We start from the raw sequence: 20,502 nt of genomic DNA, 5'->3' as shown, positions 1-20,502 counted from the left end.
GTCGAGAGGCACCTCGACGAAGTCGGGGCAGACGTAGCCCTCGGTGTAGCGCTCCAGCACATCGGCCTTGACGTTGCCGAAGGTGGTGTGGGGGCGGTGCGCGATGCCGTCGTTGCAGGCCTCGAGGATGCGGCGCTTGAATCGGGCCGCGGGTGCGCGGCGACGACCGCGGCCCGCTGCTCGTCGGAGACGTCGTCGTAGCCGATGCCCAGGACGTCGAGCTCGACGCCCGCCGTCACCAGGGCGATCTCGGGGGCCATGTACGCGGGGATCTCCGGCGTGGTGTGCAGGGCGATGGCCTCCCACACCACGCGGGCGCTCTCCTCGGGCACTCCGTGCGAGAGCAGGAACGCCCGGCTATCCTCGGCGCCGTCGATCTCGAAGCGGCGGGTGGATCCGCGGTGCGCCTCGGTGAGGCCGAGGTCGTGGAACATGGCGCCCACGTAGAGCAGCTCCGGGTCGAAGACCAGTCCGCGGTGCGGCCCTGGAGCGCGCCGAAGAGGTAGACGCGGCGCGAGTGGTGGTAGATCAGCTCGTCGGCGGTGTCGCTTACGAGCTCCGTGGCCTCCTTGGCCAGGGCACTGTCGGGAATCGCGATGTCGGCGATGGTCATGCGGGGCTCCCTGAAGAGAAGAGGACGGGCCGCGGCTGCGGTTCGGCCCGCGCAGCGAGGACAGTCGGGGCGGCGCGTACGGCGCCGCCGCCCCGGAACACCACTTCGTCAGGTCGCCGCGCTCCGCCGGTGTCGTACCGTCCCGCGGTCACGTCCCGTGCCGTTGCCTCGCCAGCTGCCCCGCCGCCTCGTGCAGCGCCAGCTCCAGCAGGGCCGGGTCCGTCAGGGTCCCCGCGCCGTCGGGCCGGACCAGCCAGCGCGTGCCGCCGGTCGCCCGGCCCGGGCAGGGGTACGGGACGACGAGCCAGGTGCCGCGCCCGGCGACGCGCATGCCGGTGCCGACCCAGCGGGCGGCCGTGCCCGGCGGGACGAAGAAGCCCATGCGGGCGTCGCCGAAGTCGGTGAGGACCGGGCCGGGGCGGTCGACGAGCCGGGAGAGCACGTCGAGGGTCGGGTAGCCGAGTTCACCGGGGACGATCAGAACGTCCCAGCGCCGCCCGGCCGGGAGCAGCACCACCCCCGCGGGGCTGCGCTCCCACTCCCACCTGCACGCGGCGGGGTCCGGCGCCGCCGACACCAGCCACTCCACCGCGCCCTTGCCACCCGAAGCCCCCGAAGCCCCCGAACCGGTCATCGTCCCCAGCCTCCCTGTCGTGCCTGTGACTGCCCTGCCGGGCAGTGCGTTCACACGTCAGAGAGGCGGGTGCACCCGGATCATTACGCGGGTTGGGCGGGTTGCTCGCAGCAGGGATCGTGCCCTCAGCTGTCGAAGCCCAGCCCCAGCCGGTCCATCGTCCGCAGCCACAGGTTGCGCCGGCCGCCGTTCGCGTCGGCCCGGGCCAGGGACCACTTGGTCAGGCCGATGCCCGCCCAGGCGATCGGCTCCGGCGGGAAGGGCAGTGGCTTGGAGCGGACCATCTCCAGCTCCGTGCGCTCGGTGCGCTCGCCCGAGAGCAGGTCGAGCATGACCTCCGCGCCGAAGCGCGTCGCGCCCACGCCCAGGCCCGTGAAGCCCGCCGCGTAGGCGACGCGACCGGCGTGGGCCGTGCCGAAGAAGGCGGAGAAGCGCGAGCAGGTGTCGATGGCGCCGCCCCACGCGTGGGTGAAGCGGACGCCCTCCAGCTGCGGGAAGCAGCGGAAGAAGTGCTCGGCGAGGGTCAGGTACGTCTCGGGGCGGTGGTCCAGCTCGGTGCGCAGCCGCCCGCCGAAGGGGTAGACGGCGTCGTAGCCGCCCCACAGGACGCGGTTGTCGGCGCTGAGCCGGAAGTAGTGGAACTGGTTGGCGCTGTCCCCCAGCCCCTGGCGGTTCTTCCAGCCGATGGACTCCAGCTGCTCGTCGCTGAGCGGCTCGGACATCAGGGCGTAGTCGTAGACGGGGACGGTGTACGCGCGCACACGCTTGACGAGCGACGGGAAGACGTTGGTGCCGAGCGCGACCTGCCGCGCGAGGACCTTGCCGTACGGTGTGCGGACGGCCATGCCGCCGCCCGCGCGGACCAGGTCGAGGCCCCGGGTGTTCTCGTAGACGCGGACGCCCTGCTCCAGGCAGGCCTGCTTGAGGCCCCACGCGAGCTTCGCCGGGTTGAGCATGGCGACGCCGCGCCGGTCCCACAGGCCGCCGAGGAAGGTCGGGGAGTTCACCTGGGCGCGGACGGCGTCGCGGTCGAGGATCTCCAGCTCGTCGGCGAGGCCGAGGCGGGCGGCCGTCTCGTACGTCTCCGTCAGCTCGGCGAGCTGGTGCGGCTCGGTGGCGACGTCGATCTCGCCGCTGCGCTCGAAGTCGCAGTCGATGCCGTACGCGGCGACGGCGGCCTCGATCGCGTCCAGGTTCCTCTCGCCCAGCTGCTCGAGTGTGACCAGCTCGTCCGGCCAGCGGGCCAGTCCGTTGCCGAAGCCGTGGGTGAGGGAGGCGGCGCAGAAGCCGCCGTTGCGGCCGGAGGCGGCCCAGCCCGCCTCCCGGCCCTCGATGAGGACGACATCCCGCTTGGGGTCGCGCTCCTTGGCGAGGAGCGCGGTCCACAGGCCGCTGTAGCCGCCGCCCACGACCAGCAGGTCGCAGTGGTCGGTGCGGGTGAGCGCGGGCTGCGGGGCGGGCTTGCCGGGGTCTTCCAGCCAGAAGGGGACGGGCTGGGCGTCCGAGAGTGATTGTGCAGCGGTACGCATGGCAGCTGGGGCCATGGTTTCCAACTCCCTCAGTTTCTAGGGTTGTGCGGTGCGCTTTCGCCGGGCGGCCGTGACCTGGCCGACGAGGACCACCAGCACCGCGATGACGAACATCGCCGTGCCGATGACGTTGATCTGTACGGGCGTGCCGCGCTGTGCCGAGCCCCACACGAACATGGGGAAGGTCACGGTCGAGCCCGCGTTGAAGTTGGTGATGATGAAGTCGTCGAACGACAGCGCGAAGGCGAGCAGCGCTCCGGCGCCGATGCCGGGCGCGGCGATCGGCAGCGTGACCCGCAGGAAGGTCTGCACGGGACCGGCGTACAGGTCGCGGGCGGCCTCCTCCAGGCGCGGGTCCATCGACATCACGCGCGCCTTGACCGCCGTCACGACGAAGCTCAGGCAGAACATGACGTGCGCGATGAGCACCGTCCAGAAGCCCAGCTGCGCGCCCATGTTGAGGAAGAGCGTGAGCAGCGACGCGGCCATGACGACCTCGGGCATCGCCATCGGCAGGAAGATCAGCGAGTTGATCGCGCCGCGCGCCCGGAAGCGGTAGCGGACCAGCGCGAAGGCGATCATCGTGCCGAGGACGGTGGCGCCGAGCATGGCCCAGGCGGCGATCTGGAGGGAGAGCGCGAGCGAGCCGCACAGGTCGGCGACGCCGCAGGGGTCGCGCCACGCGTGCGTGGAGAACTCCCGCCAGGTGTAGTTGAAGCGCCCGGCCGGGTCGTTGAAGGAGAAGACCATCACGACGACGTTCGGCAGGATCATGTAGGCGAGGGTCAGCAGACCCGCGATGACGACGAGGTTCTTGCGGAGCCAGCGCATCAGACCAGGTCCTCCGTTCCGGCCCGGCGGATGTAGACGGTGACCATGATCAGCACGATCGCCATCAGGATGAAGGACAGCGCGGCCGCCGTCGGGTAGTCGAGCACCCGCAGGAACTGCGACTGGATGACGTTGCCGACCATCTTGGTGTCGGTCGAGCCGAGCAGCTCGGCGTTGACGTAGTCGCCGCTGGCCGGGATGAAGGTGAGCAGCGTGCCGGAGACGACGCCCGGCATGGACAGCGGGAAGGTCACCTTGCGGAAGGTGGTGGCAGGCGACGCGTACAGGTCCTTCGCCGCCTCGTGCAGCCGCCCGTCGATCCGCTCCAGCGAGGTGTAGAGCGGCAGGATCATGAAGGGCAGGAAGTTGTACGTGAGGCCGCACACGACCGCCATGGGCGTGGCGAGCACCCGGTCGCCCTGGGTCCAGCCCAGCCAGTTCGTCACGTCCAGGACGTGCAGCGCGTCGAGCGCGCCGACGACCGCGCCGCCGTCCGCGAGGATCGTCTTCCACGCCAGCGTCCGGATGAGGAAGCTGGTGAAGAACGGCGCGATGACGAGGACGAGCAGCAGGTGGCGCCAGCGGCCCGCCTTGAAGGCGATGAGGTACGCGAGCGGGTAGCCGAGGAGCAGGCACAGGAAGGTCGCGGTACCGGCGTACAGCAGGGACCGCGTGAACTGCGGCCAGTACTCCGTGAAGGCCTCCCAGTACGTCGGGAAGTGCCAGGTGACCTCGAAGCCCTTCTCCAGGGAGCCGGTCTGCACGGAGGTGGAGGCCTGGTAGACCATCGGCAGCGCGAAGAAGACGAGCAGCCAGAGGATGCCGGGCAGGAGCAGCCAGTACGGGACGAGCCGCTTGCGGGCGGCCGGCTTCCGTACGGCCGGCTTGCCCACGGCGGCGGCGGGTGGTGCTTCCGTGGTCGTCACGCGGCGTCCTCCACCTTTTCCACGCCCGCGTCGCCCACTGTCCCTGCAAGCATGGACTGTGCCGCGTCCAGGCCGAAGGTGTGGGCCGGGTTCCAGTGCAGGACGACCTCGGCGCCCGGCGCCAGCCGGGAGTCGCGCTCGATGTTCTGCTCGTACACCTGCAGGCCCCGGCCGGCCGGGCCGTCCACGACGTACTGCGTGGAGACGCCGATGAAGGAGGTGGCGACGATCCGGCCGGTGACCCGGTTGCGTCCGGTGGCGATCGCGCTCGCGTCGTCGGCGTGAGCGAGCGAGATCTTCTCCGGGCGGATGCCGACGAGCAGTTTCCCGCCGGTCGTGGTGGGGGCGGAGCACCGGTCGGCGGGCAGCCGCAGCGTGGCGCCGCCGGCGGTGACGGTGAGGTCGGTACCGGCCTCGGCCACCTCGGCCTGGATGAGGTTGGAGGTGCCGAGGAAGTTGGCGACGAAGGTGGTGCGCGGGTTCTCGTAGAGGTCGGCGGGGGCGCCGAGCTGCTCGACGCGGCCGCCGTTCATCACCGCGACCGTGTCGGCCATGGTCATGGCCTCCTCCTGGTCGTGGGTGACGTGGACGAAGGTGATGCCGACCTCGGTCTGGATGCGCTTGAGCTCCAGCTGCATCTGGCGGCGCAGCTTGAGGTCGAGGGCGCCGAGCGGCTCGTCGAGGAGGAGCACCTGCGGGTGGTTGATGAGCGCGCGGGCGACGGCGACGCGCTGCTGCTGGCCGCCGGAGAGCTGGTGCGGCTTGTGCCTGGCCTTGTCGCCGAGCTGGACGAGCTCCAGCATCTCGTCGACCTGCTTCTTCACGGACTTCACGCCGCGGCGGCGCAGCCCGAAGGCCACGTTCTCGTAGATGCTCAGGTGCGGGAAGAGCGCGTAGCTCTGGAAGACGGTGTTGACCGGCCGCTTGTAGGGGGGCAGGTCGGTGACGTCCGTGTCGCCGAGGTGGACGGTGCCCGTGGTGGGCTCCTCCAGGCCGGCGATCATGCGCAGGGTGGTGGTCTTGCCGCAGCCGGAGGCGCCGAGGAGGGCGAAGAAGGAGCCCTGTGGGACGGTGAGGTCGAGGGGGTGGACGGCGGTGAAGGAGCCGTACGTCTTGCTGATCCCGGAGAGGCGGACGTCGCCGCCGGTGTTCGTGCTGTCAGTCATGGGTTGCGGTCCCAGGTTCTCTGAAGGTGTGGACGGCGTGCTCAGGCACCGATGAGCTTGGCGAACTTCTCCTCGTACGCCGTCTCTTCCTCGCCGCTGAGGGAGCGGAAGGCGCGCGACTTCGCGGCCATCGCCTTGTCCGGGACGATCAGGGTGTTCGCCGCCAGGGCGGGGTCGATCTTGGCCAGCTCGTCGCGTACGCCCTCGACCGGGCAGACGTAGTTGATGTACGCGGCGAGCTGCGCGGCGTTCGGAAGCTCGTAGTAGTAGTCGATGAGCTTCTCGGCGTTGGTCTTGTGCCGGGCGTTCGCCGGGACCAGGAGGTTGTCGGTGGAGGTCATGTAGCCGGCCGCAGGGATCGCGAAGGCGATGTCGGGGTTGTCGGCCTGGAGCTGGATGACGTCGCCGGCCCAGGCGAGGCAGGCGGCGATGTCGCCCTTGTTGAGGTCGCCGGTGTAGTCGTTGCCCGTGAAGCGGCGGATCTGCTGGGTGTCGACGGCCTTCTGGAGGCGCCCGGCGGCGGCGTCGAAGTCGGCGTCGGTGAACGTCCCGGGGTCCTTGCCCATGTCGAGGAGCGTCATGCCGATCGAGTCGCGCATCTCGGACAGGAACGCCACCCGCCCCTTGAGCTTGGGGTCGTCGAGCAGCTGGGTGACGGAGTCGACCTTCCGGCCGCCGGTGGCCTTCTTGTTGTACGCGATGACCGTGGAGATGCCGGTCCAGGGGTACGAGTGGGAGCGCCCCGGGTCCCAGTCGGGCCGGCGGAACTGGTTCGACAGGTTCGCGTAGGCGTTCGGCAGGTTCGCCGGGTCGAGCTTCTGGGCCCAGCCGAGGCGGATGATGCGGGCGGCGAGCCAGTCGGTGACGCAGATCAGGTCGCGGCCGGTGTCCTGGCCGGCGGCGAGCTGCGGCTTGACCTTGCCGAAGAACTCGACGTTGTCGTTGATGTCCTCGGTGTACTTGACCGTGATCCCGGTGCGCTTGGTGAACGCCTCCAGGGTGGGGCGGTGCTTCTCGTCCTCGCTGATGTCGATGTACTGCGTCCAGTTGGAGAAGGCGAGCTGCTTCTCCTTCGCCGAGAAGTCGGTGGAGGCGGGGCCCTCGCCCTCGCGCTTGGCGGGGGGAATGCCACAGGCGGTCAGGCCGGTGAGTCCGCCGAGCGTGAGCGCGCCGACGCCCGAGGCGCGCAGCATCGAACGGCGGGTGAGGGCTCCTCTGCCGTTCGTCAGACTGCGCCGCATCGCGGCGAGTTGTGCCGCGGACAGGCTGTCGGGCTCGTACTGCTCCATGCGCTGTTGCCTTTCGGTGCGGGCCGTTACGGGCTATCGGTCCCCGAAGATCGTGCGGTGCCAGTCCTTCCGGGCGACCGCCGTGTTGTCGTACATCACATGCTTGACCTGCGTGTACTCCTCGAAGGAGTAGGTTGACATGTCCTTTCCGAAGCCGGATGCCTTGTAGCCCCCGTGCGGCATCTCGCTGATGATCGGGATGTGGTCGTTGACCCAGACGCAGCCCGCCTTGATGTCGCGGGTCGCCCGCCCGGCGCGGTAGACGTCCCGCGTCCACGCCGACGCCGCCAGGCCGTACGGAGTGTCGTTGGCCAGCCGGATGCCCTCCTCGTCGCTGTCGAAGGGCAGTACGACGAGCACCGGGCCGAAGATCTCGGCCTGGACGATCTCGCTGTCCTGCGCGGCGCCCGTGATCAGCGTCGGCCGGTAGTAGGCGCCGTCGTTGTGGGGCGCCACGCCGCCGGTGACGACGGTGGCGTACGCGCGGGCGCGGTCCACGAAGGCGGCGACGCGGTCGCGCTGGGCGTGGCTGATGAGCGGCCCGAGGTCGGTGCTCTCCTCGAACGGGTCGCCCAGCCGCACGCTCGCCATCAGGTCGGCGACCTGCTCCACGAAGGCGTCGTACAGCGGTCGCTGCACGTAGGCGCGGGTGGCGGCGGTGCAGTCCTGGCCGGTGTTGATGAGCGCGCCGGCGACCGCGCCGTGGACGGCGGCCTCCAGGTCGGCGTCGTCGAAGACGACGAAGGGCGCCTTGCCGCCGAGCTCGAGGTGGAGGCGCTTGACGGTGGCGGTGGCGATCTCGGCGACGCGCCTGCCGACGGCGGTGGACCCGGTGAACGACGTCATCGCGACGTCCGGGTGCCCCACCAGATGCTCGCCCGCCTCCCGCCCCGCGCCGGTCACGATGTTGACGACGCCGTCCGGGATGCCCGCGTCCGTGGCCGCCTGCGCGAACATCAGCGAGGTCAGGGGGGTGAGCTCGGCGGGTTTCAGCACGATGGTGTTGCCCGCGGCGATGGCCGGCAGGATCTTCCAGGCGGCCATCTGGAGCGGGTAGTTCCAGGGCGCGATGGAGCCGACGACGCCGATGGGCTCGCGGCGGACGTACGAGGTGTGGTCGCCGCTGTACTCCCCCGCCGACTGGCCCTGGAGGTGGCGGGCCGCGCCCGCGAAGAAGGCGGTGTTGTCGACGGTGCCGGGCACGTCGAACTCGCGCGTCAGCTTGATCGGCTTGCCGCACTGGAGCGACTCCGCCTGCGCGAGCTCCTCGGCCCGCTCGGCGAGTACGCCCGCGAAGCGGTGCATCGCCTCGGACCGCTCGCCCGGGGTCGCCCCCGCCCAGCCGGGCAGCGCGTCGCGGGCGGCGGCGACCGCCACGTCCACGTCGGCCGTTCCGGCGAGCTCGTAGGTGAGGACGTCCTCGCCGGTGGCGGGGTCCACGACGGTGTGCGTACGCCCGGAGGTGCCTGCCTGCGATCGTCCTCCGATGTACTGCGCACCGGCCGCGAAGCGGTCCCGTACGTCCTTCACCTGGAAGCGGTTGCCCATGACGCTCTCCGTTGTCCCGGCTCGAATTGAGTGCCGATCCTGACAGAGGCACGACTGCCCAACAAGGGATTCCGTTGTTGCCTTTTGGTTACGCGACGGAATCGGTCGACCATGTGTCGCGCGGGCGCGGGAAACCCGCTACGGAGTGTCCGTGGCGGCTGTCAGACTCCCGTGCATGGAGAAGATCGAGGACCTGTTGGCGCAGGTCAACCGGGGTAAGCGAGTGAAGTACCTGCACTTCTGGGGCCACCGCCCCAGGCCGGACGGCACGATCGGCGCGAGCTGCCTGAGTCAGTGGTGGCCGGCGCCGTTCACCGTCGACGGCGTGCGGTACGCGACGGCCGAGCACTGGATGATGGCCGAGAAGGCGAGGCTCTTCGGCGACGCGGACGCCGAGCGCCAGGCCATCGAGGCGCGGAGCCCCGCGGCCGCGAAGAAGGCGGGGCGGCTGGTGCGGGGCTTCGACGAGGCGATCTGGGTCCGCGAGCGGTTCGCCATCGTGGTCGAGGGCAGCGTCCACAAGTTCGGCGGACACCCCGAGCTGCGGGAGTACCTGCTCGCCACCGGAAACCGCGTCCTGGTCGAGGCCAGCCCCGTGGACCGCGTCTGGGGCATCGGCCTCGCCGCCACGGACCCCGGCGCCTCGAACCCCGCCCAGTGGCGGGGCCTCAACCTCCTGGGCTTCGCCCTGATGCAGGCGCGGGCGCGGCTGGCTTGAGGGGCACGGCGTCAGGCCCCGCAGGGGCCAAGCCGCCGCACCGCAAGCCGCCGCCGCCCGCCGGGCTAGTCGCGGGAGACCACCAGCGACGTCGCGAACGGGTCGCTGTCGTCCTCGGAGTTCTCGCTCTGGACGATCGCCCAGACGATGAACGCCAGGAACGCCGCGCTGATCACCGTGCCGATCGTGCCGAGGATGATGCCCGCCGTCGCCATCTCGCTGTTCGTGGCCTCGCCGCGCTGGACGCGCTTGCGGCCGACGATGCCGAAGATCAGGGCCAGGATGCCCGGGATGATGCCGAGCCCGTAGAAGCAGAAGCCGACGACGGCGATGATGCCGAGGACCATCGCCGCGATGCCCAGGCCGTTGGAGGGGCCGGGCGCCCAGCCGGTGTGGCGGCCGTAGGCCGGGTAGGCGGGGGTCGCCGGGGCGGGATAGGGCTGGGTGGGGTAGCCGTAGCCGTACCCCCCGGCGTGCGTCGGGGCCGAGGCGGGCGCCGGGTAGCCGTACGGCCCCGGGGCCGGCTGGGCGGGCCCGCCGGGGGCTATGGGCGGCGGCGGTACGTCCCCGCCCGTCGGCATGGACGTCACCGTCGGCTGCTCGTGGACCGCCGGCGGCTTGACCGGCTCGACCCGGTCCTGGGGCGGCCTGCTGTCCGGCGGAGCCCAGGGATCGTTCGCTTCGCTGTTCTCTGGCATAGGCCTCCCCCATCGTGTCCCGCCATGCTAACGACCGCCCTACGATGATCCCTGACCAGCCCGGCCCGCACCCAGGAGGCCCCGATGACCGATCCGCTCCCCTTCATCGCGGGGCTCCCCAAGGCCGAGCTCCACGTCCACCACGTCGGCTCCGCCTCCCCCCGTATCGTCGCCGAACTGGCGGCCCGCCACCCCGACTCCAAGGTGCCCACGGACCCCGAGGCGCTCGTCGACTACTTCGTCTTCACCGACTTCGCGCACTTCATCGAGGTGTACCTGTCGGTGGTGGACCTGATCAGGACCCCGGAGGACGTCCGGCTGCTCACCTACGAGGTCGCCCGCGACATGGCCCGGCAGAACATCCGGTACGCCGAGTTGACGGTCACTCCGTTCAGCTCGACGCGGCGCGGCATCGACGAGAAGGCGTTCATGGCGGCCATCGAGGACGCCCGCCTCGCGGCCGAGAGCGAGCTCGGGGTCATTCTGCGCTGGTGCTTCGACATCCCCGGTGAGGCCGGCCTGGAGGCCGCCGAGGAGACCGCGCGGCTCGCGGTCGACCTGCGCCCGGAGGGCCTGGTGTCGTTCGGGCTGGGCGGCCCGGAGATCGGGGTGGGGCGCGCGCAGTTCAAGCCGTACTTCGACCGGGCCATCGCGGCCGGCCTGCACTCGGTGCCGCACGCGGGCGAGACGACCGGGCCGCAGACCATCTGGGACGCGCTGCGGGAGCTGCGCGCCGAGCGCATCGGCCACGGCACCAGCGCGCCGCAGGACCCGGAGCTGCTGGCGTACCTGGCCGAGCACCGCATCCCGCTGGAGGTGTGCCCGACGTCCAACATCGCCACCCGCGCGGTCACCGACATCGACCGGCACCCGATCAGGGAGATGGTCGCCGCCGGGGTGCTGGTCACCGTCAACTCCGACGACCCGCCGATGTTCGGCACGGACCTCAACCAGGAGTACGCGGTCGCCGCCCGGCTGCTGGAGCTGGACGAGCGCGGCATCGCGGAGCTCGCCAAGAACGCCGTCGAGGCGTCGTTCCTGGACGCGGCCGGCAAGGCGCGGATCGCCGCCGAGATCGACGAGTACACCGCCGCGTGGCTCGCCCGGTAGGCGCGGTGCGTCCCGTCACCGTCGTCGCGCACCGGGGCGACCCGTACCGCGTCCGCGAGAACACGGCGGCGTCGATCCGTTCGGCGCTCGCGCGGGGCGCGGACGCCGTCGAGATCGACGTACGGCTCACCCGCGACGGCGTTCCGGTCCTGCTCCACGACGACACGCTGAAGCGGCTGTGGGGCGTGGACCGGCCGCTGGACCGGCTCACCCTCGCCGAGGTTCGGGAGCTGACCGGCGCGGAGGGCGTGCCGACGCTGGCGGAGGCGCTGGAGGCGATCGGCGGCGGGCACCGGGTGATGATCGACCTGCCCGGCGCCACGGAGGCGGCGGTGCGGACCATCGTGGGCACCGTGCACGACTGCGGCGCGGCGGAGCGCGTGTACTACTGCGCCGGTGCCGCCGCGATGCTGCCGGTGCGGGCGGCCGACCCGGCCGCCGAGATCGCGCTGACGTGGACGACGCTGGCCCCGCCGCGCCCCGTCCTGCTCGACGCGGTGGCGCCGCGCTGGCTCAACTACCGCTTCGGACTGGTCGGCCGCGCGCTGACCGAGCGCGTCCACCGCGACGGGCTGCTGGTCTCGGCGTGGACCGCCGACACCCGCAGGACCATGCGACGGCTGGTGGCGTGCGGGGTGGACTCGATCACCACCAACCGCGTGGACACGCTCGTCTCGGTGCTGCGCGGCCGCTGAGCGGCCGCTGAGCGGATCAGACGGGCAGCATGGGCCGCACCCCGCCGACGGGGGCGGTGAGCGACTCCAGGCGCTTGATCATGCGGTGGACGATCAGCAGCGGGATGACGCCGAAGACCCCGAAGGACATGTCGATCGCCGACCACCAGAAGGGGATGTCGCGGATGGGTCCGCAGATCAGCGCGAGCGGGATGATCCCGGCGCAGGCGATCATGCCGAACTCGATGACCCAGATGTTGCGTACGGGGTCGCGGTACGGGCCGTAGAAGGCGACCGCGATGACGAGGTGTGCGAAGGCGAGCCAGTCGGTGCCGTAGAGGAGGAAGGGGTAGCGCTGGTCGGCGGTGTCGAGGCCGGCGCGGACGCGCCCGATCCACTCCGCCAGGCCGGGGAAGGCGTCGGCGACGGGGGACGCCCAGCCGTGCAGGGCGCTCTCGGCGAGGTGCAGTTCGGTGACGAGCGGAAAGGCCGTCAGGCCGCTCAGCACCAGACAGACGATGAAAAACACCAACCACACGCGTATACGCCGCAGAAGGGCGCGGGTCTCGCTCATGTCCGCAGCGTACGCCGGGGTTTACGCGGCCTTTACCCCGCCCCCGGTATCGCGCCCGCGCGTCCGTCCACCGTCCGCGCCGGTCGTCCGGCGTCCCCGTGTGCGAAGATCCGAGCGTGCAACCGATCACCGCTGAAGACCCCGCCTGGATAGGCCCGTACCGCCTTCTCGGACGCCTGGGAGAAGGCGGGATGGGGCGTGTGTACCTCGCGCGCAGTGAGGGCGGCCGGACCGTCGCCGTGAAACTGGTCCTCCGCCAGCTGGCGCAGGACGGCGAGTTCCGCCAGCGGTTCGCCCAGGAGGTGGCCGCGGCGCGGCGGGTCGGCGGGCGGTGGACGGCGCCGGTGCTCGACGCCGACACCGGGGCAGCGATGCCGTGGGTGGCGACCGGGTACATCCCGGGCCCCTCCCTCTCGGAGGTCGTCGGCAAGGACCACGGGCCCCTGCCGGAGGCGTCGGTGCGCGCCCTGGCGAGCGGGCTGTCCCAGGCGCTGGAGTCCATCCACTCCGTGGGCCTGGTGCACCGCGACCTGAAGCCGTCCAACGTGCTGGTGACCGTGGACGGTCCGCGGGTGATCGACTTCGGTATCGCCCGCGCGCTGGACGCGGCCGGCACCGCCGGCGACGTGAAAACCCGCACGGGCGCGGTCGTCGGCTCCCCCGGGTTCATGTCGCCGGAGCAGGTGCGCGGCGAGTCCATCACCCCCGCGTCGGACGTGTTCTGCCTGGGCGCGGTGCTCGCGTACGCGGCGACCGGGCGCACGCCGTTCGGCAGCCTCGACAGCGGCGTGCACAGCGTGATGTACCGGATCGTGCAGGAGGAACCGGACCTGACGGGCGTGCCGCCGAAGCTCGCCGGGCTCGTCCGGGCCTGTCTGATCAAGGATCCGGCCGGCCGGCCGTCGGTCGCGGAGCTGATCGAGGCCACGCGGGACGCCGAGCCCGCCGGGGCCTGGCTGCCGGGCGCGCTGCTCGCCCAGCTCGGACAGCGGGCCGCGCGGCTGCTGGACGCGGAGGCGCCCGCGTCGGCGGCCGCCACCGCCGTGCCCCGGCCCGCCCCCGGACCGGCGCTTCAGCCGCTACCGCAGCGGCCGACGCCGCCGCCGCACAGCGGGTCGCCGTACGGGCCCACGGCGTTCCCGACGCCGCCTCCGGGGCCCGGCGGCCCGTACCCGTACACGCACCGGCCCACGCCGCCCCCGGGCACCCGGCCGGGCATGAGCGGCGGGAAGATCACGCTGCTCGTCCTCGGCATCGTGTTCGGACTGCCGCTGGCGGTGATCGTGCTGCTGATCATCATCGGCGTGCTCGTCGGCGAGGACGAGGACCCCGCGGCCAAGGACCCGGTGGGCGCCGTGCCGAGCACGTACCTCGGCGCCTGGGAGGGCGTGATGGGGTCGGGGCCCGAGAACGAGTTCACGGGGCGCTTCGACATCGTGCAGGGGCAGAAGGACGAGGTGGTCGCCACGGTCACGTACACCCTGCCCTCCGCGCTCTGCCAGGACCGCGTCCCGCTGGTCTCCGCCGGGCGCGAGAAGATCGTCCTGGGCGCGGGGACCAGGACCAAGCACGTACCGGAGGACACGAAGGGCTGCGACGAGCCGTCCCCGGAGCAGACCACCCTCACGGCGCAGCCGGACGGCACTCTGCTGTGGCAGGCGGGGGCCGAGTCGGCGACGCTGCGCCGGGCCGAGGAGAGCGAGACCGCCGTGCACCCGAAGTTCGTGGGCACCTGGGACCTGCGGACCACGCCCGCCGCCAACAGCCTGCGGCTGACGATCGAGCAGGGCGCCATGGGCGTCCAGGTCGCCTCGGCGACCGGTACGGACTCGGGTGCCTTCAAGGACTGCCAGTGGCGGGCCGAGCTGTCGGGTGCGCAGAGCGACCGGATCGTCCTCGGTCCGCTCGTCTCGGTCAAGGGCACCTGCCGCGCCCTGGGCTCGATGGTGATCACGCCGGCGGGTGACGGGAAGCTCTACGCGAGCCGGGCGGAGGCGCCGGGGGGTGCCGGCGGCAAGGAGGAGCTCGTCCGGGTCGCGACCGCGACCGGCGGCCCGGGGGTCGCGCGGTGACCGTGGGCGTCGTCGGCGGCGGCCCGGAGATCGCCTACTGACCGTGGGCGTGGGCGTCGTCGGCGGCGGCCCGGAGATCGCCTACTGACCGTGGGCGTGGGCGTCGTCCTCGTCCGCCTCGACTCCCTTGAGCGGTTCGCCGCCGCCCGTTCCCTCGCCGGGGCGGTACCCCTCGGCGGCGCTCGCCGTACCGGGGACGGTGCGCCGGCCCGCCTGGCGCTCGGCGCCGGAGTGGGCTCCGGGCTCGTTCTCGGCCCGCTCGCGGGCGCGTTCCTGCGGGGACTGTGGCTTCTTGTCGTTCATGGCCCGCGAGTACCCGGGGGCCGGTCGGCCATACGCCGGAAAACGACGAGCGGGCGGACCGGGAAGCCCGGCCCGCCCGCGTCGGGACGCTGTGGGGATCAGCCCAGCGAGGTCATCACGTGCTTGATGCGCGTGTAGTCCTCGAAGCCGTACGCCGACAGGTCCTTGCCGTAACCCGACTTCTTGAAGCCGCCGTGCGGCATCTCCGCGACCAGCGGGATGTGGGTGTTGATCCAGACGCAGCCGAAGTCCAGGTTCTTCGACAGGCGCATGGCGCGGGCGTGGTCCTTGGTCCAGACGGAGGAGGCGAGGGCGTACTCGACGCCGTTCGCGTACTCGAGGGCCTGGTCCTCGTCCGTGAAGGACTGGACGGTGATGACCGGGCCGAAGACCTCGTTCTGGATGATCTCGTCGTCCTGCTGGAGGCCGGAGACGACGGTCGGGGCGTAGAAGTAGCCCTTGTCGCCGACCCGGTGGCCGCCCGCCTCGACCTTGGCGTGCGCGGGGAGGCGCTCGATGAAGCCGCTGACCTGCTTGAGCTGGTTGGCGTTGTTGAGCGGGCCGTACAGCACGTCCTCGTCGTCCGGCCGGCCGGTCTTCGTCTCGGCGGCGGCCTTGGCGAGCGCGGCGACGAACTCGTCGTGGATGGACTCCTGGACGAGCACGCGGGTGGCCGCGGTGCAGTCCTGGCCGGCGTTGAAGAAGCCCGCGACGGAGATGTCCTCGACGGCCTTGGCGATGTCGGTGTCCTCGAAGACGACGACCGGCGCCTTGCCGCCCAGCTCCAGGTGGACGCGCTTGACGTCCTTGGCGGCGGACTCGGCGACCTGCATGCCGGCGCGCACGGAGCCGGTGATGGAGGCCATCGCGGGGGTCGGGTGCTCGACCATGGCGCGGCCGGTGTCGCGGTCGCCGCAGATGACGTTGAAGACGCCCTTGGGGACGATCGAGCCGATGATCTCGGCCATGAGCACGGTGGACGCCGGGGTGGTGTCCGACGGCTTGAGGACGACGGTGTTGCCCGCGGCGAGGGCCGGGGCGAACTTCCAGACGGCCATCATCATCGGGTAGTTCCACGGCGCGACCTGGGCGCAGACGCCGACCGGCTCGCGCCGGATGATCGAGGTCATGCCCTCCATGTACTCACCGGCGGACTTGCCCTCCAACAGGCGGGCGGCACCGGCGAAGAACCGGATCTGGTCCACCATCGGGGGGACCTCTTCGGTGCGGGTGAGCGCGAGGGGCTTGCCCGTGTTCTCGGACTCGGCGGCGATGAGGTCCTCGGCGCGCTCCTCGAAGGCGTCCGCGATCTTGAGGAGGACCTTCTGGCGCTCCGCCGGCGTGGTGTCCCGCCAGGCGGGGAAGGCGGCCGCGGCGGCTTCCATGGCGGCGTCGACGTCGGCCTGCCCGGACAGCGGGGAAGTGGCGTACACCTCGCCGGTGGCCGGGTTGACCACGTCGATGGTCCGTCCGTCGGCGGCGTCCCGGAACTCCCCGTTGATGTAGTTGCGCAGACGACGCAGCTCGGTGGTCACTTGCCACCCCTCCTGTCGATCTCGTGGTGCTCGGTGACTCAATGTCCGAAGTCCAAGTAGTGGACAGGCCCACCCTAGTCGCTGCGGTGACGTTTTCGACAGGCCCGGCGCTCCATAACTTCGGATTCAGTGGTATTCGATCACCTGGACAACGAATTTCCTCGTTCTCGGCTTGCGCGAGTGACGAGACTCGGTGCACAGTGGATGCGTGGCCAGTCGAAGCGCAGAGACCAGGACCGGGAATGGATCGTCCCCCGCGATCGATGCCGTGTCCCTGGCGATCATCGAACAGCTCCAGGAGGACGGACGCCGTCCGTACGCCGCCATCGGCAAGGCCGTCGGCCTGTCCGAGGCGGCCGTGCGCCAGCGCGTCCAGAAGCTCCTCGACCAAGGCGTCATGCAGATCGTCGCCGTCACCGACCCGCTCACCGTGGGCTTCCGGCGGCAGGCGATGGTCGGCATCAACGTCGAAGGCGATGTGGAGCAGGTCGCGGACGCCGTGACGGCCATGGCCGAGTGCGAGTACGTGGTGATGACCGCGGGCTCGTTCGACCTCATGGTGGAGATCGTCTGCGAGGACGACGACCACCTGCTGGATGTGATCAACAGGCGCATCCGCACACTCCCCGGCGTGCGCTCCACCGAGAGCTTCGTCTACCTCAAGCTCAAGAAGCAGACCTATATGTGGGGAACCCGATAGCCGTGAGCAAGGACCTCTCCAAGACCGCCTACGACCACCTGTGGATGCACTTCACCCGCATGTCGTCGTACGAGAACAGCCCCGTCCCCACCATCGTCCGCGGTGAGGGCACCTACATCTACGACGACAAGGGCAAGCGCTACCTCGACGGCCTCGCCGGCCTGTTCGTGGTCCAGGCCGGCCACGGCCGCAAGGAGCTCGCCGAGGTCGCCGCCAAGCAGGCCCAGGAGCTCGCCTTCTTCCCGGTGTGGTCCTACGCCCACCCGAAGGCCGTCGAGCTGGCCGAGCGCCTCGCCAACGAAGCCCCGGGCGACCTCAACAAGGTCTTCTTCACCACCGGTGGCGGCGAGGCGGTCGAGACCGCCTGGAAGCTCGCCAAGCAGTACTTCAAGCTGGTCGGCAAGCCCACCAAGTACAAGGTCATCTCCCGCGCGGTCGCCTACCACGGCACCCCGCAGGGCGCCCTGTCGATCACCGGCCTGCCGGCCCTGAAGGCCCCCTTCGAGCCGCTGGTCCCCGGCGCGCACAAGGTGCCGAACACCAACATCTACCGCGCGCCGCTCTTCGGCGACGACCCGGAGGCCTTCGGCCGCTGGGCCGCCGACCAGATCGAGCAGCAGATCCTCTTCGAGGGCCCCGACACCGTCGCGGCCGTCTTCCTGGAGCCGGTGCAGAACGCCGGTGGCTGCTTCCCGCCGCCGCCCGGGTACTTCCAGCGTGTGCGCGAGATCTGCGACCAGTACGACGTGCTGCTCGTCTCCGACGAGGTCATCTGCGCCTTCGGCCGCCTGGGCACGACCTTCGCCTGTGACAAGTTCGGCTACGTGCCGGACATGATCACCTGCGCCAAGGGCATGACCTCGGGTTACTCCCCGATCGGTGCCTGCATCATCTCGGACAAGCTCGCCGAGCCGTTCTACAAGGGCGACAACACCTTCCTGCACGGCTACACCTTCGGCGGCCACCCGGTCTCCGCGGCCGTCGGTCTCGCCAACCTCGACATCTTCGAGAACGAGAAGCTCAACCAGCACGTGCTCGACAACGAGGGCAACTTCCTGTCGACGCTGCAGAAGCTGCACGACCTGCCGATCGTCGGCGACGTCCGCGGCAACGGCTTCTTCTACGGCATCGAGCTCGTCAAGGACAAGGTCACCAAGGAGTCGTTCAACGACGACGAGACCGAGCGCGTCCTGTACGGCTTCCTGTCCAAGGCGCTGTTCGACAACGGTCTGTACTGCCGTGCCGACGACCGTGGCGACCCGGTCATCCAGCTGGCTCCGCCGCTGATCTCGAACCAGTCCACGTTCGACGAGATCGAGCAGATCCTCCGGGCCACCCTCACCGAGGCCTGGACGAAGCTCTGATCGCAGAAACGTTCCGGGCCCGCCCTCACGGTCCCTGATCGTCCGATCGTAGGCTGAACGCGGCCCGGGTCTGCCCCATCCGAGTGATGTGGGCGGCCCGGGCCGCGTGCTTTTCATACACCCGGTCATGTATTCCTACGGTGCGCAGTGACCGATCGGCCCTGACCTTCGTTCCCCCATCCGGGGGAATCCGATACCGAGCTGAGACCGAGGTGTACGCCATGGTGGCCCCGCCGGACAACGACGTGCTCTGGGCGCGTTCCCTCCACCACACCCACAGCGGCTCCCCCGCCCTCAGCGGCGTCTCGCTCGGTGTGCGCGAGGGCGAGATCCTCGCCGTGACGGGTCCCCGGGGGTGCGGCAAAACGACACTGCTGCACTGCCTGTCCGGGCAGCTCGTCCCCCAGGACGGCGAGGTCTGGTTCAACAGCTCCCCCGTCCACACCATGAACGCCCTCCAGCGCGAGCGACTGCGCCGCGACCGGCTCGGCTGGATCGACCCGCACCCCACCCTCGTCCCCGAGCTGCGCGCCTGGGAGAACGCCGCCCTGCCGCTGCTGCTGCGCGGCTCCTCGCACCGCGCCGCCAAGGCCGCCGCGATGGAGTGGCTGGAGCGGCTCGACATCGGCGACTGCGCCCGCAAGCGCCCCGCCGCGCTGCTCCAGGCACAGCGCCAGCGCGTCGCCATCGCCCGCGCCCTGGTGCCCATGCCGGCGGTGCTCTTCGCCGACGAGCCCACCGCGCCCCTGCACCGCGCCGACCGGGCGCAGGTGCTGCGCACGCTGACCGCCGCGGCCCGCTCGCACCGCATCACCGTGATCCTCGCCACGCACGACGCGGACGTGGCCGCCGTCGCCGACCGCACCCTCCACCTCCTCGACGGGCGGCGCGTCAACGCCGACGCCGTACGGCTCCACGACGCGGAGGGGCGCGACGCGTGCTCGCTCTCCGTCTAGCCCTGGGCGCCCACCCCCTGGTCCTGCTCCGCCGGCTGCTCGTCGCGGCCGCCTCGGCCGGGGTCGGCTTCCTGCTGCTGTGCGCGCTGGGGTACGCCGTCGGCCACCCCGGCGACTCCGCCGCGGCCCTGCGCCGCCTGCTGTGGTGCGCGCTGCCACTGGCGGCGACCGTGCACCTCGCCGTCGCCGTGGCCCGTACGGACCCCGGTACGCGGCCGCGCCCGGGGCTGTCGGCGATCGGGCTCGGCCCGGCGCGGCTGACCGCGCTCGCCGCCGCGTCGACCGCCGTCTCCAGCGCGCTCGGCTCGGCGGTCGCGCTGCTGGTCTTCCTGCACCTGCGCGGCGACCTCACGGGCCTGCCGTTCGACGGGGCGGCGTCCGAGCTGCTGGCCGCCGGGCAGCCGCTGCCCCTGGCGGGCGCCCTCACCCTGCTGGCCGTCGTCCCGCTGACCGCGTCGGTGGCGGCGGCCCTGGCGCTGCGCCCGCGCCGCACGCCGCTCCCGCGGGACGGGGCCGCCCCGCAGCAGCACGAGGAACCGGCGCGCAGCCCCCTGTCCACACCGGCCGACCTGCCATGGGGCGTGGCCCTGATGGCGGTGGGCCTCGCCCTCGGGACGTACGCGGCGCGCGGCGCCTCCGCCGAGGCGGCGGTGCCACCCCGGGGCGTGCTGGCCGGCTGGGTGCTCACGGCCGTGGGCCTCGCCCTCACCGGGCCGGGCGTCACCCACCTGTGTGGGCGGGCCCTCCAGGCGCTGCGTCCGGGCGCCACCCGGCTGCTGGCCGGTCGGGGGCTGATGGCGGAGGCGCGGCGCATCGGGCGGCCGCTGGGCGTGGCCTGCGCGGTGGCGTCCGCGACCCTCACCGCGACGCTGCTGTACGGCGACGGGGGCGTGCGCCCCTTCGGCCCGTTGACCGGGCTCGGCGCGAGCCTGGTCCTCGGCTGCACGGCGGCCACCCTGCTCACGGCGGCGCTGGAGTCGCGCCAGACCCGCGTCGACACCAAGGACGCGCTGCTGCGCCTGGGTGCCTCGCGCGCCCTGCTGCGCATGGCGGCGGCCCTGCGCGCGCTGGTGCTGCTGGTGGTCTTCGCGCCGCTGACGTGGGCGGTCGCGGAGCTCGTGGTGCTGCCGCTGCGCCGATGAGGCCACCGGGGCCGGTACCTCCATCCGCACCCCGGTCGTAGGCGGGCCGTCCGTCCCCGGAACGACGGCGAGCCGCCGGTCCGTCCCAGGTCGGATCGAGGGACGGGCTCGCGGGAGGAG

19 protein-coding genes and 1 pseudogene are annotated in these 20,502 nt (G+C 71.6%); 8 read left to right on the top strand and 12 right to left on the bottom strand.

What is annotated here, in order from left to right; translation table 11 throughout:
- Positions 1–9: 9 nt before the first annotated feature.
- From ACIRNI_RS02700 to ACIRNI_RS02665, 8 genes and pseudogenes are all read right to left on the bottom strand, one after another.
- A pseudogene (locus ACIRNI_RS02700) lies at positions 10–613 on the bottom strand (HD domain-containing protein); the annotation flags it as partial.
- Between the two features lie 148 nt (positions 614–761).
- Positions 762–1,247 carry a hypothetical protein gene (locus ACIRNI_RS02695; protein WP_403547649.1) on the bottom strand — a complete coding sequence of 162 codons (486 nt, stop codon included), beginning with the start codon at positions 1,245–1,247 and terminating at the stop codon, positions 762–764.
- Positions 1,248–1,372: 125 nt separating this feature from the next.
- Positions 1,373–2,791: an NAD(P)/FAD-dependent oxidoreductase gene (locus ACIRNI_RS02690; RefSeq protein ID WP_403547647.1), complete on the bottom strand. Its 1,419-nt coding sequence runs from the start codon at positions 2,789–2,791 to the stop codon at positions 1,373–1,375.
- Between the two features lie 21 nt (positions 2,792–2,812).
- Complete coding sequence (locus tag ACIRNI_RS02685; RefSeq protein ID WP_403547645.1) at positions 2,813–3,607, bottom strand: ABC transporter permease; 795 nt, start codon at positions 3,605–3,607, stop codon at positions 2,813–2,815.
- Entirely contained in the window at positions 3,607–4,533 is a 927-nt protein-coding gene (locus ACIRNI_RS02680; RefSeq protein ID WP_403547643.1) for an ABC transporter permease, read from the bottom strand. Before ACIRNI_RS02680 ends, ACIRNI_RS02685 begins: the two co-directional genes overlap by 1 nt.
- On the bottom strand, positions 4,530–5,699 hold the full coding sequence (locus tag ACIRNI_RS02675; RefSeq protein ID WP_403547642.1) for an ABC transporter ATP-binding protein: 1,170 nt from the start codon (positions 5,697–5,699) through the stop codon (positions 4,530–4,532). The genes ACIRNI_RS02680 and ACIRNI_RS02675 overlap by 4 nt, the downstream gene beginning before the upstream one ends.
- 41 nt (positions 5,700–5,740) lie before the next feature.
- Positions 5,741–6,988, bottom strand: coding sequence for a spermidine/putrescine ABC transporter substrate-binding protein (locus ACIRNI_RS02670; protein ID WP_355356169.1), 1,248 nt, complete (start codon positions 6,986–6,988; stop codon positions 5,741–5,743).
- Between the two features lie 33 nt (positions 6,989–7,021).
- Positions 7,022–8,536, bottom strand: a complete 1,515-nt coding sequence (locus tag ACIRNI_RS02665; RefSeq protein WP_403547640.1) for a gamma-aminobutyraldehyde dehydrogenase — start codon at positions 8,534–8,536, stop codon at positions 7,022–7,024.
- Positions 8,537–8,711: 175 nt separating this feature from the next.
- On the opposite strand from ACIRNI_RS02665, the gene ACIRNI_RS02660 reads away from it, so the two are divergent.
- A complete protein-coding gene (locus ACIRNI_RS02660) occupies positions 8,712–9,254 on the top strand; it encodes an NADAR family protein (protein ID WP_403547639.1) in 543 nt (180 codons plus the stop codon).
- 65 nt (positions 9,255–9,319) lie between these two features.
- Here ACIRNI_RS02660 and ACIRNI_RS02655 read toward each other — a convergent pair whose 3' ends face one another.
- A complete protein-coding gene (locus tag ACIRNI_RS02655) occupies positions 9,320–9,952 on the bottom strand; it encodes a DUF4190 domain-containing protein (protein ID WP_403547637.1) in 633 nt (210 codons plus the stop codon).
- A gap of 84 nt (positions 9,953–10,036) precedes the next feature.
- Between ACIRNI_RS02655 and ACIRNI_RS02650 the strand changes: the two genes are divergently transcribed.
- Together ACIRNI_RS02650 and ACIRNI_RS02645 are read left to right on the top strand one after the other, a co-directional pair.
- The gene (locus ACIRNI_RS02650; RefSeq protein WP_403547636.1) at positions 10,037–11,062 is read left to right on the top strand and encodes an adenosine deaminase; all 1,026 of its coding nucleotides are present in this window, start codon (positions 10,037–10,039) and stop codon (positions 11,060–11,062) included.
- Positions 11,047–11,757 (top strand): glycerophosphodiester phosphodiesterase, encoded by a 711-nt coding sequence (locus tag ACIRNI_RS02645; protein WP_403547634.1) that lies wholly within the window; start codon positions 11,047–11,049, stop codon positions 11,755–11,757. Before ACIRNI_RS02650 ends, ACIRNI_RS02645 begins: the two co-directional genes overlap by 16 nt.
- A gap of 16 nt (positions 11,758–11,773) precedes the next feature.
- On the opposite strand, the gene ACIRNI_RS02640 is transcribed toward ACIRNI_RS02645, so the two are convergent.
- Positions 11,774–12,310 carry a hypothetical protein gene (locus ACIRNI_RS02640; protein ID WP_403547632.1) on the bottom strand — a complete coding sequence of 179 codons (537 nt, stop codon included), beginning with the start codon at positions 12,308–12,310 and terminating at the stop codon, positions 11,774–11,776.
- A gap of 116 nt (positions 12,311–12,426) precedes the next feature.
- Here ACIRNI_RS02640 and ACIRNI_RS02635 point away from each other — a divergent pair, with 116 nt between their 5' ends.
- Positions 12,427–14,382: a protein kinase gene (locus ACIRNI_RS02635; protein WP_403547630.1), complete on the top strand. Its 1,956-nt coding sequence runs from the start codon at positions 12,427–12,429 to the stop codon at positions 14,380–14,382.
- Positions 14,383–14,463: 81 nt separating this feature from the next.
- On the opposite strand, the gene ACIRNI_RS02630 is transcribed toward ACIRNI_RS02635, so the two are convergent.
- Positions 14,464–14,685 (bottom strand): hypothetical protein, encoded by a 222-nt coding sequence (locus tag ACIRNI_RS02630; RefSeq protein ID WP_403547628.1) that lies wholly within the window; start codon positions 14,683–14,685, stop codon positions 14,464–14,466.
- Positions 14,686–14,783: 98 nt separating this feature from the next.
- Complete coding sequence (locus ACIRNI_RS02625; protein ID WP_355356187.1) at positions 14,784–16,220, bottom strand: gamma-aminobutyraldehyde dehydrogenase; 1,437 nt, start codon at positions 16,218–16,220, stop codon at positions 14,784–14,786.
- Between the two features lie 193 nt (positions 16,221–16,413).
- Here ACIRNI_RS02625 and ACIRNI_RS02620 point away from each other — a divergent pair, with 193 nt between their 5' ends.
- The 4 genes from ACIRNI_RS02620 to ACIRNI_RS02605 all read left to right on the top strand — a co-directional run bounded on the left by ACIRNI_RS02620 (position 16,414) and on the right by ACIRNI_RS02605 (position 20,382).
- Entirely contained in the window at positions 16,414–16,920 is a 507-nt protein-coding gene (locus ACIRNI_RS02620) for an Lrp/AsnC family transcriptional regulator (RefSeq protein ID WP_355356189.1), read from the top strand.
- On the top strand, positions 16,905–18,284 hold the full coding sequence (locus ACIRNI_RS02615) for an aspartate aminotransferase family protein (protein WP_403547626.1): 1,380 nt from the start codon (positions 16,905–16,907) through the stop codon (positions 18,282–18,284). The genes ACIRNI_RS02620 and ACIRNI_RS02615 overlap by 16 nt, the downstream gene beginning before the upstream one ends.
- Positions 18,285–18,505: 221 nt before the next feature.
- Positions 18,506–19,240 carry an ABC transporter ATP-binding protein gene (locus ACIRNI_RS02610; RefSeq protein ID WP_403547624.1) on the top strand — a complete coding sequence of 245 codons (735 nt, stop codon included), beginning with the start codon at positions 18,506–18,508 and terminating at the stop codon, positions 19,238–19,240.
- A complete protein-coding gene (locus ACIRNI_RS02605; protein WP_403547622.1) occupies positions 19,222–20,382 on the top strand; it encodes a hypothetical protein in 1,161 nt (386 codons plus the stop codon). Before ACIRNI_RS02610 ends, ACIRNI_RS02605 begins: the two co-directional genes overlap by 19 nt.
- Positions 20,383–20,502 lie beyond the last annotated feature (120 nt).

Source organism: Streptomyces sp. NPDC093546, assembly GCF_044765045.1.
Lineage (GTDB): Bacteria > Actinomycetota > Actinomycetes > Streptomycetales > Streptomycetaceae > Streptomyces.
Note: the sequence above shows the minus strand (reverse complement) of the source record. Positions and strands in the feature narration are given on the sequence as shown.